Source organism: Mesorhizobium sp. BH1-1-5, assembly GCF_020165615.1.
GTDB lineage: Bacteria > Pseudomonadota > Alphaproteobacteria > Rhizobiales > Rhizobiaceae > Mesorhizobium.
In genome coordinates this window covers 99381-114085 of sequence record NZ_JAIUIM010000016.1, presented here as the reverse complement: position 1 = coordinate 114085, position 14705 = coordinate 99381, and the positions used below count along the sequence as shown (strand labels likewise).

Genomic DNA, 14705 nt, shown 5'->3' with positions numbered 1-14705 from the left:
GGCGAAAGCCGGCGTGACATCTGATCTCCCCCTCGAGGGGGAGATGTCCGGCAGAACAGAAAGGGGGGCCTCGCGCCGGCGCGTTGAAATGAGCGGCAGTCCCCTCACCGATCCACCCGCGTCGACAAAATGATCGACGACGACGTCCGCTCCACCCCGTCCATCGCCCCGATCCGGTCGAGCAGCGCATCGAGATCCCGGATCGACGGCGCGTCGACGATGACGATCATGTCGAAATTGCCGCTGACCGAGTGCACTGTCCTGACCGGCGGCATCGCCTCCAGGCTGCGCACCACCTTGTCGGCGAGTTTCGGCGTGACGGTGAGCAGCACATGCGCCTTGACCAGCCCCTGCTCATAGTCGGGCGACAGCCTGACCCCATAGCCGGCGATGATGCCGCGCTGCTCCAGCCGCTCGATCCGGCTCTGCACCGTGGTGCGCGACACACCGAGCTGCCGCGCCAGCTCCGCGGTCGAAGCGCGGGCGTCGGCGCGCAGGAGCGTGAGCAGGGCTTGTTCGGCTTCCGTGATCATTTCGACGAAACCTTTCGGCAGATCGCTTAAAGTTCAGCTTCATATTGCCAGATTCCACGCTTCCTTTCGACAGGCAAGCTGCGATGATTCCCGTCAAATTGGCCCAACTCGAAATTGCGGGGAATTGATCATGAAGAACATCGTTGTCGTCGGCGCCGGCAAGATCGGCTCGACCATCGCCGAAATGCTGAACGCCACGGGCGACTACCACGTCACGCTCGTCGACCGCTCGGCCGCCCAGCTTGCCGCCGCCGAACTGCCGGCCGGCGTCGAGACGCAAGAGCTCGACATCGCCGCCACGGGCGAGCTCGAAAAAGTGCTCGCCGGCAAGTTCGCCGTGCTGAGCGCAGCGCCCTTCCACCTCACCACCCGCATCGCCGAAGCGGCCGCCGCCGCTGGCGTCCATTATCTCGACCTCACCGAGGACGTCGTCTCGACCCGCCGCGTCAAGGAACTGGCGCGCGACGCCAACAGCGCCTTCATCCCGCAATGCGGCCTGGCGCCAGGCTTCATCTCGATCGTCGCCAACGATCTCGCCAGCCGCTTCGACACGCTGGAAAGCGTGCGCATGCGCGTCGGCGCGCTGCCGCAATATCCATCCAACGCGCTGAACTACAACCTGACCTGGAGCACGGACGGCGTCATCAACGAATATTGCGAACCTTGCGAGGCGATCGTCGAGGGCGAGCTGATCGAGGTGCCGCCGCTGGAGGAGCGCGAGGAATTCTCGCTCGACGGCGTCACCTACGAGGCCTTCAACACCTCCGGCGGCCTCGGCACCTTGGCCGAGACGTTGAAAGGCAAGGTGCGCACGCTGAACTACCGCACCATCCGTTACCCCGGCCACGCCGCGATCATGAAGGCGCTGCTCAACGACCTCGGCCTGCGCCACCGCCGCGACGTGCTGAAGGACATTTTCGAGAGCGCCCTGCCTTCGACGCTGCAGGACGTGGTCATCGTCTTCGTCACCGTCTCGGGCCGCCGCAATGGCCGCCTGCTGCAGGAGACCTACGCCAACAAGATCTATTCGCAGCGCGTCGGCAGCCTGGTGCGCAGCGCCATCCAGATCACCACCGCCTCCGGCATCTGCGCCGTGCTCGACATGCTGGCCGACGGCTCGCTGCCGGCGAAGGGTTTCGTGCGCCAGGAAGACATTGCGCTGGACGCCTTCCTCGCCAACCGCTTCGGCCGCGCCTACGCCCAGCACGAGATGGCGAGCCGGCTGGCGAGCTGAGCTGTGTAATCTCCTCCCTTGAGGGGGAGATTACGCTCCCCCTAAATATGCAGCGCGTGGCCGAGCGCTTTCAGCGCCGCTTCCTGGAAACCCTCGCCCTGCGTCGGATGCGCGTGGATGGTCCCTGCGATATCCTCCAGCCGCGCGCCCATCTCCAGCGCCAGGCCAAACGACGCCGCCAGTTCCGACACGCCCTGCCCGACCGCCTGGATGCCCAGCACCAGATGATTGTCCGCGCGCGCCACGACCCGCACGAAACCGTCCTCGCCCTGCTTGGTCATGGCGCGTCCGTTGGCGGCGAACGGGAACTGGCCGATCTTGATCTCGCCGGCCAGCACCTTCGCCTCTTCCGGTGACAGGCCGGCAGTGACCAGCTCCGGATCGGTGAAGCAGATTGCCGGAATGGCGCGCTTGTCCCAGCTTCTTTTGTGGCCAGCGACGATCTCGGCCACCATCTCGCCCTGCGCCATGGCGCGATGCGCCAGCATCGGCTCGCCGGTGACATCACCGATGGCAAAGATGCCGCGCATCGAGCTGCGGCACTGGTCGTCGATGCGGATGAATTTTCCGACCCTGTCGAGGTCGATCTGCTCCAGCCCCCAGCCCTCGGTGAGCGGCTTGCGGCCGACGGTGACTAAAATCTTGTCGGCGGCGATCTTGGCGTTCTTGCCGTCTGATGTCTCGACCAGCAGCGCATCGCCCTTGGTCGACAGGCCTTTGGCCTTGGCGCCAGTCATCACCTCGACGCCGAGCTCGCCAAGCCGCTTCAGCACCGGCCGGGTCAGCTCGGCGTCATATTGCGCCAGCACCCGCGGCAGCGCTTCGACCACCGTGACCTTGGCGCCCATCCTGGCGAAAGCCATGCCAAGCTCCAGCCCGATATAACCGCCGCCGACGACCGCGAGCTTCTTCGGCACCTCGCCGAGCGCCAGCGCTTCCGTCGACGAAATGACCTGGCCGCCGAACGGCAGGAACGGCAATTCGACCGGCGCTGAGCCGGTAGCGATCACCACCGTTTCGGCTCGGATCACCTGCGTGCCGGTCTCGGTCTCGACCTCGACCGTCTTGCCGTCGCGGAACGTTGCCCAGCCCTGCACGGTCTTGACCTTGGCCTTCTTCAGCAGCCCGGCAACGCCACTGTTGAGCCGGCTAACGATACCGTCCTTCCAGGCGACGGTCTTTGCGAGTTCCAGTGTCGGTGCGGCAACCTTGATGCCCAGCGGATCCTTGCCGGAAGCCATATGCGCGATCTTTTCGAATTCTTCCGCCGCGTGGATCAGCGCCTTGGACGGAATGCAGCCGACATTGAGGCAGGTGCCGCCCGGCTTGCCCGCCTCGACGATGACCGTATCGACACCGAGCTGTCCGGCGCGGATGGCGCAGACATAGCCGCCCGGACCGGCCCCGATGACGAGCAGCTTGCAGGAGATTTCTTTCATGGGGTCACACTGTTTTGGTTGGAGGAGACCCCCTCATCCGGCCGCTTCGCGGCCACCTTCTCCCCTAGGGGAGAAGAGGACAGCGGAGGGGCCAGTCGCCTCCTCTCCCCTCGGGGAGAGGTCGGATTGCCCCGAATTGCCCTTCGCAATTCGGCTGGCAATCCGGGTGAGGGGGTCTTTGCGACCATTTTCATTTTTTCAATCCACGAAGATCAGCGCCGGCGTCTCGAGCAGCGCCTTGATGCGCTGCACGAACACCGCGGCATCCCAGCCGTCGATGACGCGATGGTCGAAGCTGGACGACAGGTTCATCATCTTGCGCGGGATGAACTGGGTGCCGTCCCACACCGGCCGCACCATGATCTTGTTGACGCCGACAATCGCCACTTCCGGGTAGTTGATGACCGGCGTGGTCGCGACGCCGCCCATGGCGCCGAGCGAGGTGATGGTGATGGTCGAGCCGGAAAGCTCCTCGCGGCTCGCCGTGCCGGCCTTCGCAGCATCGGCCAGCCGGTTGACCTCGACAGCGCTGTTCCACAGATCGCGCGCCTCGGCATGTTTGACCACCGGCACCACCAGCCCGTTGGGCGTCTGCGCGGCGATGCCGATATGGATGCCTTCATGCTGGCGGATGATGCCGGCATCGTCGTCGAACAGCGCGTTGAGGTTGGGCTGCTCGCCGATCGCCTTGACCATCGCCCGCATCAGGAAGGGCAGCAGCGTCAGCTTGGGACGATCCGCGCGCTTCTCCTTGTTCAACGTCGCGCGCAATTCCTCCAGCGCGGTGACGTCGATCTCCTCGACATAGGTGATATGCGGGATGCGCGATTTCGCCAGCGACATCTTTTCGGCGATCTTGCGCCTGAGACCCACGACCTTGATGTCCTCGACGCCGTCCTTCTGCGCAAGCCCGGTGGCGCGGGTCAGCTGCGGACCGCGCGCCACGAACGCATCGATGTCCTCATGGCCGATGCGCCCGGCCGGCCCGCTGCCCGGGACCTGGCGCAGATCGATGCCGGCTTCCTTCGCCCGCAGCCTGACGGCGGGTGACGCCAATGGTTTCTCACCCTCCGCACGCGGCGCGCCGGAAGCAGAGGCGGGGTGCGCGGCCTTCAGAGCAGCGGCAGCTTTCGGCGGTTCCGCCGGCTTCGGCGCCGGTTTCGGTGCGGCCGGCGCCGGTTTTGTCTCGACCGGCGCAACCGGCGCTTTTGCCTCGGGCGCTGCCTCGGCGGCGGCCTTCACATTGCCTTCGCCGGCTACCTTCAGCCGCACGATCGGCGAGCCGATCGCCACCGTGTCGCCGATCTCGGCGCCGAGCCAGAGAATCTCGCCATCGACCGGCGAGGGGATCTCGACGGTTGCCTTGTCGGTCATGACGGCGGCGAGAACCGTGTCCTCGCGCACGAGGTCGCCGACCTTGACGTGCCATTCGACAAGCTCGGCCTCGGCGACGCCTTCGCCGACATCGGGCAGCTTGATGACGTGTTCGCCCATCTCAGGCCTCCCCACTCTAAGCTTCCAATGTTTCGACGAGCGCGCGGCCGACCCGCGCCGGACCGGGGAAATAGTCCCATTCCTGCGCATGCGGATAGGGCGTGTCCCACCCGGCGACTCGCGCCACCGGCGCTTCCAGATGGTAGAAGCAATTCTCCTGCACCAGCGACACCAGCTCGGCGCCGAAGCCGGAGGTGAGCGTCGCTTCATGCACGACGACGCAACGGCCGGTCTTCTTCACCGAGGCGACGATGGTGTCGAGGTCGAGCGGCAGAAGCGTCCTGAGATCGATGATCTCGGCGTCGATGCCGGTCTCCTCGGCCGCCGCCTGCGCGACATAGACCATCGTGCCGTAAGCCAGCACCGTCACCGCCGAGCCTTGCCGGCGGATCGCCGCCTTGCCGAGCGGAATCGAGTAGTGACCGTCGGCAACCTCGCCGAGCTCATGCTTCGACCACGGCGTCACCGGACGGTCGTGATGGCCGTCGAACGGACCGTTGTAGAGCCGTTTCGGCTCCAGGAAGATCACCGGATCCGGATCCTCGATCGCCGCGATCAGCAGCCCCTTGGCGTCATGCGGGTTGGACGGCACCACCGTCTTCAGGCCCGAGACATGGGTGAACAGCGCTTCCGGGCTCTGGCTGTGCGTCTGCCCGCCGAAGATGCCGCCGCCGGTCGGCATGCGCACCACGATCGGGCAGGTGAAATCGCCATTGGAACGATAGCGCAGCCGCGCCGCCTCCTGCGTCAGCTGGTCGTAGGCTGGGTACATGTAGTCGGCAAACTGGATCTCGACACAGGGCTTCAGCCCATAGGCGGCCATGCCGATGGCGGAGCCGACGATGCCGGATTCGTTGATCGGCGCGTCGAAGCAGCGGCTGCGGCCATATTTGGCCTGCAGGCCTTGCGTGGCGCGGAAGACGCCGCCGAAGAATCCGACATCCTCGCCATAGACGATAACGCGCTCGTCGCGCCCCATCGAGACGTCGAGCGCGTCGCGGATCGCCTCGATCATGGTCTTCGTGGGCATGGTCAGACTCCCGCCTGCTGGCGCTGGCGTCTCAGATGCGGCGGCATTTCTTCATAGAGCCCTTCGAACATGTCGCGGGTCGACGGCTTGCCGCCGGCATGCAGCGTGCCATGCCCCTCGGCCTCCTTCTGCGCGGCGATCACCGTTTCGAGGATCTCTGCCTCCGCCTGGGTGTGGCGATCCTCGGACCAGGCGCCTTTGTGGATCAAATGGTTCTTCAGCCGGATGACCGGGTCGCCGAGCGGCCAGGCGTCGGATTCCGCCTTGGGCCGGTAGGCCGACGGATCGTCGGAGGTCGAATGCGCGCCGACGCGGTAGGTGACGTATTCGACCAGCGTCGGCCCGAGATTGGCCCGCGCCCGCTCCGCCGCCCATTTGGCCACGGCATGGACGGCGAGATAGTCATTGCCGTCGACGCGCAGCGCGGGGATGCCGAAGCCCAGCCCGCGCGCGGCGAACGTGCCGGAGCCGCCGCGGGCGATGCCCTGGAAGGTCGAGATCGCCCACTGGTTGTTGACGACGTTGAGGATGACCGGCGCCTTGTAGGTCGAGGCGAACACCAGCGCCGAATGGAAATCGGACTCCGCCGTCGAGCCGTCGCCGATCCAGGCGGCGGCGATGCGCGAATCGTTGGAGATCGCCGAGGCCATCGCCCAGCCGACCGCCTGGATATATTGCGTGGCGAGATTGCCGGAGATCGAGAAGAAGCCGTGCTCCTTCGAGGAATACATGACCGGAAGCTGCCGGCCCTTCAGCGGATCGGCCTCGTTGGAATAGATCTGGTTCATCATCGTGACCATCGGATAGCCGTCGGCGATGAGAAGGCCGGCTTGCCGGTAGGTCGGGAAGTTCATGTCGCCCGGCTTGAGCGCCTTGCGGAAGGCCGAGCTCACCGCCTCTTCGCCCAGATGCTGCATGTAGAAGGAGGTCTTGCCCTGGCGCTGTGCCATCTGCATGCGCGCATCGAAGGTCCTGAGCGTCATCATATGGCGCAGGCCTTCGAGCAGCTCCTCGTCGGTGAGCAGCCCGGCCCATGGCCCGACCGCCTCGCCGGCGCGGTTCAGCACCCGGATGATGGAGAAAGCCATGTCGCGGATGGTGCGCGGATCGACATCGATCTCGGGACGCGGCACCGAGCCCGCCTTGGGAATGGTCACATTCGAGAAGTCGGGCGTGCCCCCGGGCCGCACCTCGGGCTCGGGCACATGAAAGCGCAACATTCCAGCATCGGCCATGAGCTCATATCCTCCAATGTTGCCGGTGCGATCTTTGCACATCCGCGCCGCCAGACCAGTGCCATTTCGCCGGGTCTGGGCACGGCTTTCCTCCCCGGCCGCCGGCCTGGGGAAGCCGATGCGGCACGCAGGCGCCAAGATGCAGATATGGCGACGAAATTTCTTGTCGATGTTTTTGCGCTGTGCGCAATTTGGCGGAAGTTTGCGGGGCGATTGCCGCCAGAAAATGCAATTGGGGCTGCGGTCAGGCGCGGCCTCCCCTTCTCACCCTTGTGGGAGAAGGTGTCGCCGAAGGCGACGGACGAGGGGGGCTCCAGATGCCACCAACGTCTCACTCCGCTGGAACACCCTCATCCGTCTCGGCGCTGTCGCGCCGATCCACCTTCTTCCACAAGGGGAGAAGGTGGAGACTTCTCCGTTCACTCCGTCTCCACCCCGTGCTAACTCACCCCGCATGGCACAAAAAAAGGGATACGAGGTCGATTCGTGGCTGGCGAGGCCCGATCCCTCCATGGCGATCGTCCTGCTTTACGGCCCCGATCGCGGCCTCGTCGCCGAGCGGGCAAAAGCCTTCGCCGCGAAAACCGGCCTGCCGCTCGACGACCCCTTCTCGGTGGTGAAGCTCGACGGCGCGGAAGTCGACCGCGACGAAGGCCGCCTGCTCGACGAAGCCCGCACCGTGCCGATGTTTTCCGACCGGCGGCTGCTCTGGGTGCGCAACGCCAGCGGCCAGAAGGCACTGGCCGACGACATCAAGGCGCTGACCGCCGAGCCCGCGCGCGACGCCATCGTCCTGATCGAGGCGGGCGACCTGAAGAAAGGCACCGGCCTCAGGGCCATCGTCGAGGCCGCCGGCAACGCCATCGCCTTGCCCTGCTACGCCGACGAGGCCCGCGACCTCGATACGGTGATCGACGACGAATTGCGCAAGGCCGGCATGTCGATGACCTTGGACGCCAGGCAGGCGTTGCGCCGCAATCTCGGCGGCGACCGGCTCGCCTCGCGCGGCGAGACCGAGAAGCTGGTGCTTTATGCGCACGGCCGGAAGGAGATCGACGTCGCCGACGTCAATGCGCTGTCGGGCGATGTCTCCGGCGTCTCCTTCGACGCCGCGGTCGACGCCATGCTGGATGGCAAGGTCGGCGACTTCGACATCGCCTTCAACCGTCACTGCCAGTCCGGCGGCCACCCTTTCCTGGTGCTGTCCTCGGCGATGCGGCAATTGCAGGCGATCCAGGTGATGCGCGGCCAGATGGAATCCGGCGGCCGCAATGCCGCCTCGGTCGTCGCCGGCGCCCGCCCGCCGGTCTTCTTCTCGCGCCGCAGGCTGGTGGAAAAGACGCTCGAGCGCTGGAATGTCGAAGCGCTCGGCCGGGCGCTCGGCCGCCTGCAGACGGCCGTGCTGCAGACGCGCAAGCGGCCGGACCTGTCGGAAGCGCTGGCCAGACAGGCGCTGCTCGGCATCGCGATCGAAAGCGCGAGATTGGGGCAGCGGTAAACATCCTTCATCATTCTAGGGCGGAGCAAGGAGCGAAGCGACGCGCGCAGACCCTGGAATGACAAAGGGTAGGAGCGCGATCCGAGAGCCGCCTTCGCCGCTCAGTTCATCGTCATCGCGTCGGTCGCCTGGAAGGTCGGCAGCGCCTGTGGGAAGACCAGAACCGCCGCGCCGTAAAGGAGGAGAGCCGCTCCCGACACCTTGGCTATCCGATCTCCCGAGGGGAGGGTCTTTTCCGCAAAGATCAGCAAGGTGACCACCGCCATTGCGGCGACATTCATGATCCCGAGAGGAAAGAGGGCGAGAAACAGCAGCCAGCAGCAGCCAAGACAAAAGGCTCCATGCTCTACCCCCATGCGTGCCGCACCCCAGCGGCCGTCGCGCCATGAGGTCAGGATGAAACCAATCGGCGTGCGGCATTTGGCCAGGCAAAGATCCTTCAACGGCGAGAGCTGATAGGCGCCCGCAACGCCTAGCAGCACGCCGCCGATGCGCGCGGCGGTCGCGGTGGACATTTCCGTTCGCTCGCCAAGCATCTCCACACCTGCCGCGCCGGCAAAGGCGAGAACGCCGATCGCGCTCCAGACCAGCATATAGCCGGCCACGAACACCCAGGTGGAGACGAAGGTCCCGCCGCGGCCCCGCTTGGCCGCTTGAACCTGGTGAAACGTCAGGATCATCGGGGCGGCGGTCGGAAACATCATGGCGATCATCATGACGATCCAGACGGCAAGAAACAGCGGCGCCGTCATGCCCATGGTGGGCGAGTGGATTTCCATATCCGCGCCCATGCCGATCCGCTGCCGGATGAGCACGGCCCACGACGCCGCGGCGCCCGCAATCAGCAGCGCGAGAATGATGTTTCGCTGCACTGTCAACGTCATGGGCGAGCCCGTCCGACCATTCAGGCGAGGACTATTGCTGGCCGGACCAATTGATCGGGGCGTAATGCGCGTTTCGGCGGGAATTGTCCCAACTCATGCCATGGTCGCTGAAGGTGTTGCCTTCCCCGCCCATCGCCAGGCCGAGCCAGTCCGGATTGACGGGATGGCCGGTGGCCGCCCACATCTCACCGTCCTCGCGCATTGTCGGCAACGGTTCGATCGCCAGCTGCATCACCCCGGCAACCTCCACCGACCGCTTCTTGTCGTTGACCTGGTATCTGATCGGCGCCTTCCTGGCCCCGAGATTGGTGCTGATCATCGGCGCGAAGGCAGCCATCGGCCCACCCGCGGCGCCGGTGAAGATGGCGCCCAGCGCCTCCGTTTGCCGGTCGTCCGCACGGTCGTCGATATAGGCCGCCGCCGTCCAATTGCCCTCCGCCATCGGACCGGGCGTATGCGCGATCATCGCCACATTGAGCCCATCCAATCGAATGTCGGCGTAATTGCCCTTATCGATGTGAAAGACCAAGGCGACGTCGCAAACCCCTTTCGTCGGCCTCGATGTCAGCTGCGCTTTGGTGGACATCAGGCAAGGACATACGACATCGCAGCTACAATTCTCGAAGTAGCTGCCAGACAATTGCCAACTGACTGCCATTTGCACCTCCCGTTCGTCAGGCGCGTCGGCATGTCGCTTTGCGAGCCGTTCACGAGCATTGCAGGAACGGCAGGTGGCCCGCGCAGCGACTGTTCGGCACGCCAGGGCGTTTATTTAAGCGACACCTAATTTTAGGTTACGCCCTTGCCCGGCACTGTCAAGCCGCAGGCATCACGCGTGAAGCGGCGACGTATCCTTCGTCACGGAACGTGGTCTTCCCGCTCCCTGTGCGTTGCGCGCATCTCTCCCGAGAGAGGCCGTCTCAGAACAACCACCAACAAAACGGGCCGGCACAGCGCCAGCCCTTCTTGTCTATCACCGATATATCAGGCGTATCCAGCCTTGGGCCAAATTCTCAACTACAGTCGAATACCGTTACGCCGCAATCGCCTACCGCTCGTCCTTCAGCCGACGGCACAGCTCATCGAGCTGATCCAGCGAGCGATAGCTGACCTTCAGCGCGCCGCCCTTGCCCTTGTGCTCGATGCTGACGATCATGCCGAGCGTGTCGGTCATCAGCTTCTCCAGCGCCAGCGTGTCGGGATCCTTGTCCGAAGCGCCTGCCTTGGTCTTGGCTGGCGTCGGACCGGCGGGCATCTGCGCCAGCGCTTCGGCCTGGCGCACCGAAAGCCCCTCCTTGACGATCCGCTTGGCGAGCCCGGCCGGGTCTTCCGCCGTCACCAGCGTGCGGGCATGACCGGCCGACAGATCCCCGTCGACCAGCATCGAGTGGATGACGGGAGGCAGCTTCAAGAGCCGCAGCGTGTTGGCGACATGGCTGCGGCTCTTGCCGATCACCTGGCCGAGATCGGCCTGCGTGTAGCCATGCTCGTCGATGAGCTGCTGGTAGCCTTGCGCCTCCTCGACCGGATTGAGATCGGCGCGCTGCACGTTCTCGATGATCGCCAGTTCCAGCGCGGTGCGGTCGTTGACGTCGCGCACGATCAGCGGGATCTCGGTCAGGCCGGCGCGCTGCGCCGCCCGCCAGCGCCGCTCGCCGGCGATGATCTCGTAGCGGCCAGGCTGCGACGGCGAGGGGCGCGCCACGACCGGCTGCACCACGCCATGCTCGCGGATCGATTGGGCAAGATCGGTGAGCTCGGCGTCGCCGAAATGCCGGCGCGGATTCTTCGGGTTCGGGCTGACGAACTCGATCGGCACCTTGCCGTCGGCCGCGACCACCGCGTTCGGCTTTTCCGGCGCCGCCGGACGGTCGATTTCGCCGATCAGCGCCGCGAGGCCACGGCCCAGTCTTTTTCTTGATTGGTCTTCGCTCATTGGTTTGTCCAGATCGTTTCGGAATCGAATCGGCTAATTAACCAAGCCGCCGCATTGATTGCTCAGGCGGCGCGCAGCTTGCGCTCGCGGCGGATCACCTCGGAGGCGAGCTGCAGATAGGCCTGGCTGCCCGAGCACTTCAGGTCATAAAGGATCGCCGGCTTGCCGTAGGACGGCGCCTCGGACACGCGCACATTGCGCGGAATGATCGTCTCGTAGACCTTGTCGCCCATATGGGTGCGCACATCCTGCACCACCTGGTTGGCGAGGTTGTTGCGCCCGTCATACATGGTGAGCACGATGCCCTGGATGGTGAGATCCGGATTGATCGTATTGCGCACCTGCTCGACGGTCTCGAGCAACTGGCTGAGACCTTCCAGCGCGAAGAACTCGCATTGCAGCGGCACGAGAACGGAATCGGCCGCCGCCATTGAATTCAAAGTCAAAAGATTGAGCGACGGCGGGCAATCGATCAGCACGTAGCCGAACGGCGCCGAACGCTCGGCCGCGGCGCGCAGCGCGTTGCGCAGCTTGAGCACCCGGTCCGGCGCCGAGGCGATCTCCATCTCGATGCCGAGCAGGTCGAGCGTGGAGGGGATGATCGACAGTCCGGGCACCGCCGTCGGCACAGCGGCGGCTTCCAGTTCGAGCTCACCGGTCAGCACGTCATAGGACGACGTGGTGCGGTCCTTGCGGTCGATACCCAGCCCGGTGCTGGCATTGCCCTGGGGGTCGAGGTCGACGATCAGCACGCGCTCGCCGATCGCGGCCAGCGCCGTGGCCAGGTTGATGGCCGTCGTCGTCTTGCCGACGCCGCCTTTCTGGTTGGCGACAGTGATGATACGCGGTGCTGTGCTCATGGGCCTATGCCAGTAATTCATTTGCGGGTCGCCGGCGCAATTCGGTGATTTCGAGGATGACGCCTTCGGCGTCGGTCATGCTCGAATGTTCTACCAGATCGAAGCTCCAGCGGTGAGTGCTTTCTTCCACCTCGGCGCGGTAATCCCGGCCTTTGTGGAACAGCGCGCGCGCGTCCTTGGTCAGCCAGGGCGCCGATAGATCGAGCAGATCCGGCAGCGCCGCCAGCGCCCTAGCCGTAACGATTTCCGGTGCGGAAACAAGCCCATAGCTGTCGTCGATGCGCCTGGCCACGACACGCGCCGGCAGATCGAACTGGCCGATGACGGTTTGCAGGAACGAAGCCTTCTTGCGGTTGCTTTCGACCAGGGCGATCGACGCCCCGGGGCGCTCCGTGAGCAGAAAACCCAGCACCAGCCCGGGAAATCCGCCGCCCGATCCGAGGTCGACCCAGCGCGTCGCGGCGGGCGCGATTCGGGCGAGCTGGGCGCTGTCCAGGACATGGCGGCGCCAGACGTCATCCAGCGTCGACGGGGCCGCCAGATTGATGCTGCGGTTCCATTTCAGGAACAACTGTTCGAAGGCCTGCAGCCGCTCGAATGTTTCACGTGAAACCGGACCCGCCGCCTTTTGCAGGCCGTCCCAAGCGCTCACACCGCTCACGCCACGTCCCTTCGCGCGGCGAGCTCAACATTGCGGACATGCGCCACGATGATCGCCAGCGCCGCCGGCGTCATGCCTTCCATGCGCTGCGCATCCGCGACAGAGCGCGGCTGGCGCATCTTCATCTTTTGCTTCAACTCGTTCGAGAGCCCGGGGACATCGGAAAAGTCGATCGTCTCCGGGATAAGCCGTGATTCCTCGTGCCTGATCTGCGCGACGTCGGCTTGCTGGCGATCGAGGTAAACCGAATATTTCGCCTCCGTTTCGAGCCGCTCCGCCGTCTTGGCGTCGAGCGCCGCGAAGCGCGGCTCGACCCTCGTCAGCCAGGCCATGTCGACGCCCGGATGCGCCAAAAGCTCATAGGCCGAACGGCGCACGCCATCCTTGTTGATCTCCAGCCCGTGCCGCGCCGCCTCGTTCGGCGTCAGCGTCACCGACTTTGCCAGCGCACGGGCTTGATCGAGCTTCAGCGCGATCGCGCCGAACCGCTGCATCCGCGGCGAGGCGACGATGCCGAGCTTGTCGGCCAGCGGCGTCAGCCGCTCGTCGGCATTGTCGGCGCGCAGCGAAAGCCGGAACTCCGCTCGCGAGGTGAACATGCGATAGGGCTCGGCGATGCCGCGGCTGGTCAGGTCGTCGACCATCACGCCGATATAGGCTTCGGTGCGGCTGAGCACGACCGGATCGGCGGCGGAAGCCTTGCGCGCCGCGTTGATGCCGGCGAGCAGCCCTTGCGCGCCGGCCTCCTCATAGCCCGTCGTGCCATTGATCTGTCCGGCCAGGAACAGGCCGTCGACGCGCTTCGTCTCCAGCGTCGTCTTCAGCTCGCGCGGATCCACATGGTCGTATTCGATGGCATAGCCCGGCTGCAGCATCGTCGCCTTTTCCAGCCCGGGGATGGTCTTCAGGATCTCCAGCTGCACGTCTTCAGGCAACGAGGTCGAGATGCCGTTCGGGTAGACGGTGTCGTCGTCGAGGCCTTCCGGCTCGAGGAAAATCTGATGACCTTCGCGGTCCCCGAACTTGACGATCTTATCCTCGATCGACGGGCAGTAGCGCGGTCCGACGCCTTCGATCGAACCGGAATACATCGCCGAGCGGCCGAGATTGGCGCGGATCAGATCATGCGTCGCCGGCATGGTCCGGGTGATGCCGCAATGGATCTGCGGATTGACGATCGCGTCCGTCATCAGCGAGAACGGCACCGGATCCTCGTCCGCCGCTTGGGCGTCCAGTGAGGCCCAGTCGATGGTGCGGCCGTCGAGGCGAGGGGGCGTCCCGGTCTTCAAGCGCCCCAGCTTGAAACCCGCACGCGCCATGGTCGCCGACAGGCCCATGCTTGCCTGCTCGTTCATGCGGCCGGCGACGATCTTCCTCTCGCCGATATGGATCAGCCCGCGCAGGAAGGTGCCGGTGGTCAGCACCACGGCACCGCAGGCCAGGCGTCGATCGCCGGAAACCGCCACCGCCACCACGCGGCCGTCTTCGATCGCAAGATCGAGAACTTCGCCCTCGATCACGTCGAGATTGTTCTGGAGCCGAATCGCTTCCTGCATCGCCAGGCGATAAAGCTTGCGGTCGGCTTGGGTGCGGGGGCCCCGCACGGCCGGACCCTTTCGGCGGTTGAGCAGCCGGAACTGGATGCCGGCCGCGTCCGCAATGCGGCCCATCAGTCCGTCCATGGCGTCGATCTCGCGCACGAGATGGCCCTTGCCGAGACCGCCGATCGCAGGATTGCAGGACATGACGCCGATCGTGTCGAAGCGCAGCGTCACCAGCGCGGTCCTCGCGCCGGCGCGCGCGGCAGCGCTCGCCGCCTCGCAGCCGGCATGGCCGCCGCCCACCACCACCACGTCATAGTGATTGGTCATTTTCCAAGAATCCGCTTTCAGAGATTGCCC

At 65.4% G+C, this 14705-nt stretch carries 13 protein-coding genes; 2 read left to right on the top strand and 11 right to left on the bottom strand.

Going from position 1 to position 14705, the window contains the following annotated elements; translation table 11 throughout:
* Positions 1-104: 104 nt before the first annotated feature.
* Positions 105-533, bottom strand: a complete 429-nt coding sequence (locus LB572_RS21600) for an Lrp/AsnC family transcriptional regulator (protein WP_140804783.1) — start codon at positions 531-533, stop codon at positions 105-107.
* Here LB572_RS21600 and LB572_RS21595 point away from each other — a divergent pair.
* Complete coding sequence (locus LB572_RS21595; protein ID WP_318014058.1) at positions 433-1767, top strand: saccharopine dehydrogenase family protein; 1335 nt, start codon at positions 433-435, stop codon at positions 1765-1767. The two genes, LB572_RS21600 and LB572_RS21595, sit on opposite strands and share 101 nt — an antisense overlap.
* Before the next feature lie 41 nt (positions 1768-1808).
* Here LB572_RS21595 and lpdA read toward each other — a convergent pair whose 3' ends face one another.
* The 4 genes from lpdA to LB572_RS21575 form a co-directional block, all read right to left on the bottom strand.
* The gene (lpdA, locus tag LB572_RS21590) at positions 1809-3206 is read right to left on the bottom strand and encodes a dihydrolipoyl dehydrogenase (RefSeq protein ID WP_224669136.1); all 1398 of its coding nucleotides are present in this window, start codon (positions 3204-3206) and stop codon (positions 1809-1811) included.
* A 198-nt stretch (positions 3207-3404) separates the two neighbouring features.
* Positions 3405-4700 carry a dihydrolipoamide acetyltransferase family protein gene (locus LB572_RS21585; protein ID WP_224669135.1) on the bottom strand — a complete coding sequence of 432 codons (1296 nt, stop codon included), beginning with the start codon at positions 4698-4700 and terminating at the stop codon, positions 3405-3407.
* Positions 4701-4716: 16 nt separating this feature from the next.
* Positions 4717-5730 (bottom strand): alpha-ketoacid dehydrogenase subunit beta, encoded by a 1014-nt coding sequence (locus tag LB572_RS21580; RefSeq protein ID WP_224669134.1) that lies wholly within the window; start codon positions 5728-5730, stop codon positions 4717-4719.
* 2 nt (positions 5731-5732) lie between these two features.
* Positions 5733-6965: a 3-methyl-2-oxobutanoate dehydrogenase (2-methylpropanoyl-transferring) subunit alpha gene (locus tag LB572_RS21575; RefSeq protein ID WP_224669133.1), complete on the bottom strand. Its 1233-nt coding sequence runs from the start codon at positions 6963-6965 to the stop codon at positions 5733-5735.
* A gap of 454 nt (positions 6966-7419) precedes the next feature.
* Here LB572_RS21575 and holA point away from each other — a divergent pair, with 454 nt between their 5' ends.
* A complete protein-coding gene (holA, locus tag LB572_RS21570; RefSeq protein WP_224669132.1) occupies positions 7420-8463 on the top strand; it encodes a DNA polymerase III subunit delta in 1044 nt (347 codons plus the stop codon).
* A gap of 101 nt (positions 8464-8564) precedes the next feature.
* Here the strand turns inward: holA and LB572_RS21565 are convergent, their stop codons facing one another.
* The 6 genes from LB572_RS21565 to mnmG form a co-directional block, all read right to left on the bottom strand.
* The gene (locus LB572_RS21565; protein ID WP_224669131.1) at positions 8565-9335 is read right to left on the bottom strand and encodes a DUF2182 domain-containing protein; all 771 of its coding nucleotides are present in this window, start codon (positions 9333-9335) and stop codon (positions 8565-8567) included.
* A 43-nt stretch (positions 9336-9378) separates the two neighbouring features.
* Entirely contained in the window at positions 9379-10005 is a 627-nt protein-coding gene (locus LB572_RS21560) for a DUF1326 domain-containing protein (protein ID WP_224669130.1), read from the bottom strand.
* 390 nt (positions 10006-10395) lie between these two features.
* Positions 10396-11283, bottom strand: a complete 888-nt coding sequence (locus LB572_RS21555; RefSeq protein WP_224669129.1) for a ParB/RepB/Spo0J family partition protein — start codon at positions 11281-11283, stop codon at positions 10396-10398.
* A 62-nt stretch (positions 11284-11345) separates the two neighbouring features.
* On the bottom strand, positions 11346-12143 hold the full coding sequence (locus tag LB572_RS21550; RefSeq protein ID WP_112098354.1) for a ParA family protein: 798 nt from the start codon (positions 12141-12143) through the stop codon (positions 11346-11348).
* 4 nt (positions 12144-12147) lie between these two features.
* A complete protein-coding gene (gene rsmG, locus LB572_RS21545; RefSeq protein ID WP_224669165.1) occupies positions 12148-12795 on the bottom strand; it encodes a 16S rRNA (guanine(527)-N(7))-methyltransferase RsmG in 648 nt (215 codons plus the stop codon).
* Between the two features lie 5 nt (positions 12796-12800).
* Positions 12801-14675 carry a tRNA uridine-5-carboxymethylaminomethyl(34) synthesis enzyme MnmG gene (mnmG, locus tag LB572_RS21540; protein ID WP_224669128.1) on the bottom strand — a complete coding sequence of 625 codons (1875 nt, stop codon included), beginning with the start codon at positions 14673-14675 and terminating at the stop codon, positions 12801-12803.
* Positions 14676-14705 lie beyond the last annotated feature (30 nt).

Coding starts and splice junctions, on each gene's coding strand:
- LB572_RS21600 (WP_140804783.1), bottom strand. CDS start 533: ATGATCACGGAAGCCGAACAAGCCCTGCTCACGCTCCTGCGCGCCGAC.
- lpdA (WP_224669136.1), bottom strand. CDS start 3,206: ATGAAAGAAATCTCCTGCAAGCTGCTCGTCATCGGGGCCGGTCCGGGC.
- LB572_RS21585 (WP_224669135.1), bottom strand. CDS start 4,700: ATGGGCGAACACGTCATCAAGCTGCCCGATGTCGGCGAAGGCGTCGCC.
- LB572_RS21580 (WP_224669134.1), bottom strand. CDS start 5,730: ATGCCCACGAAGACCATGATCGAGGCGATCCGCGACGCGCTCGACGTC.
- LB572_RS21575 (WP_224669133.1), bottom strand. CDS start 6,965: ATGGCCGATGCTGGAATGTTGCGCTTTCATGTGCCCGAGCCCGAGGTG.
- holA (WP_224669132.1), top strand. CDS start 7,420: ATGGCACAAAAAAAGGGATACGAGGTCGATTCGTGGCTGGCGAGGCCC.
- LB572_RS21560 (WP_224669130.1), bottom strand. CDS start 10,005: ATGGCAGTCAGTTGGCAATTGTCTGGCAGCTACTTCGAGAATTGTAGC.
- LB572_RS21555 (WP_224669129.1), bottom strand. CDS start 11,283: ATGAGCGAAGACCAATCAAGAAAAAGACTGGGCCGTGGCCTCGCGGCG.
- LB572_RS21550 (WP_112098354.1), bottom strand. CDS start 12,143: ATGAGCACAGCACCGCGTATCATCACTGTCGCCAACCAGAAAGGCGGC.
- mnmG (WP_224669128.1), bottom strand. CDS start 14,675: ATGACCAATCACTATGACGTGGTGGTGGTGGGCGGCGGCCATGCCGGC.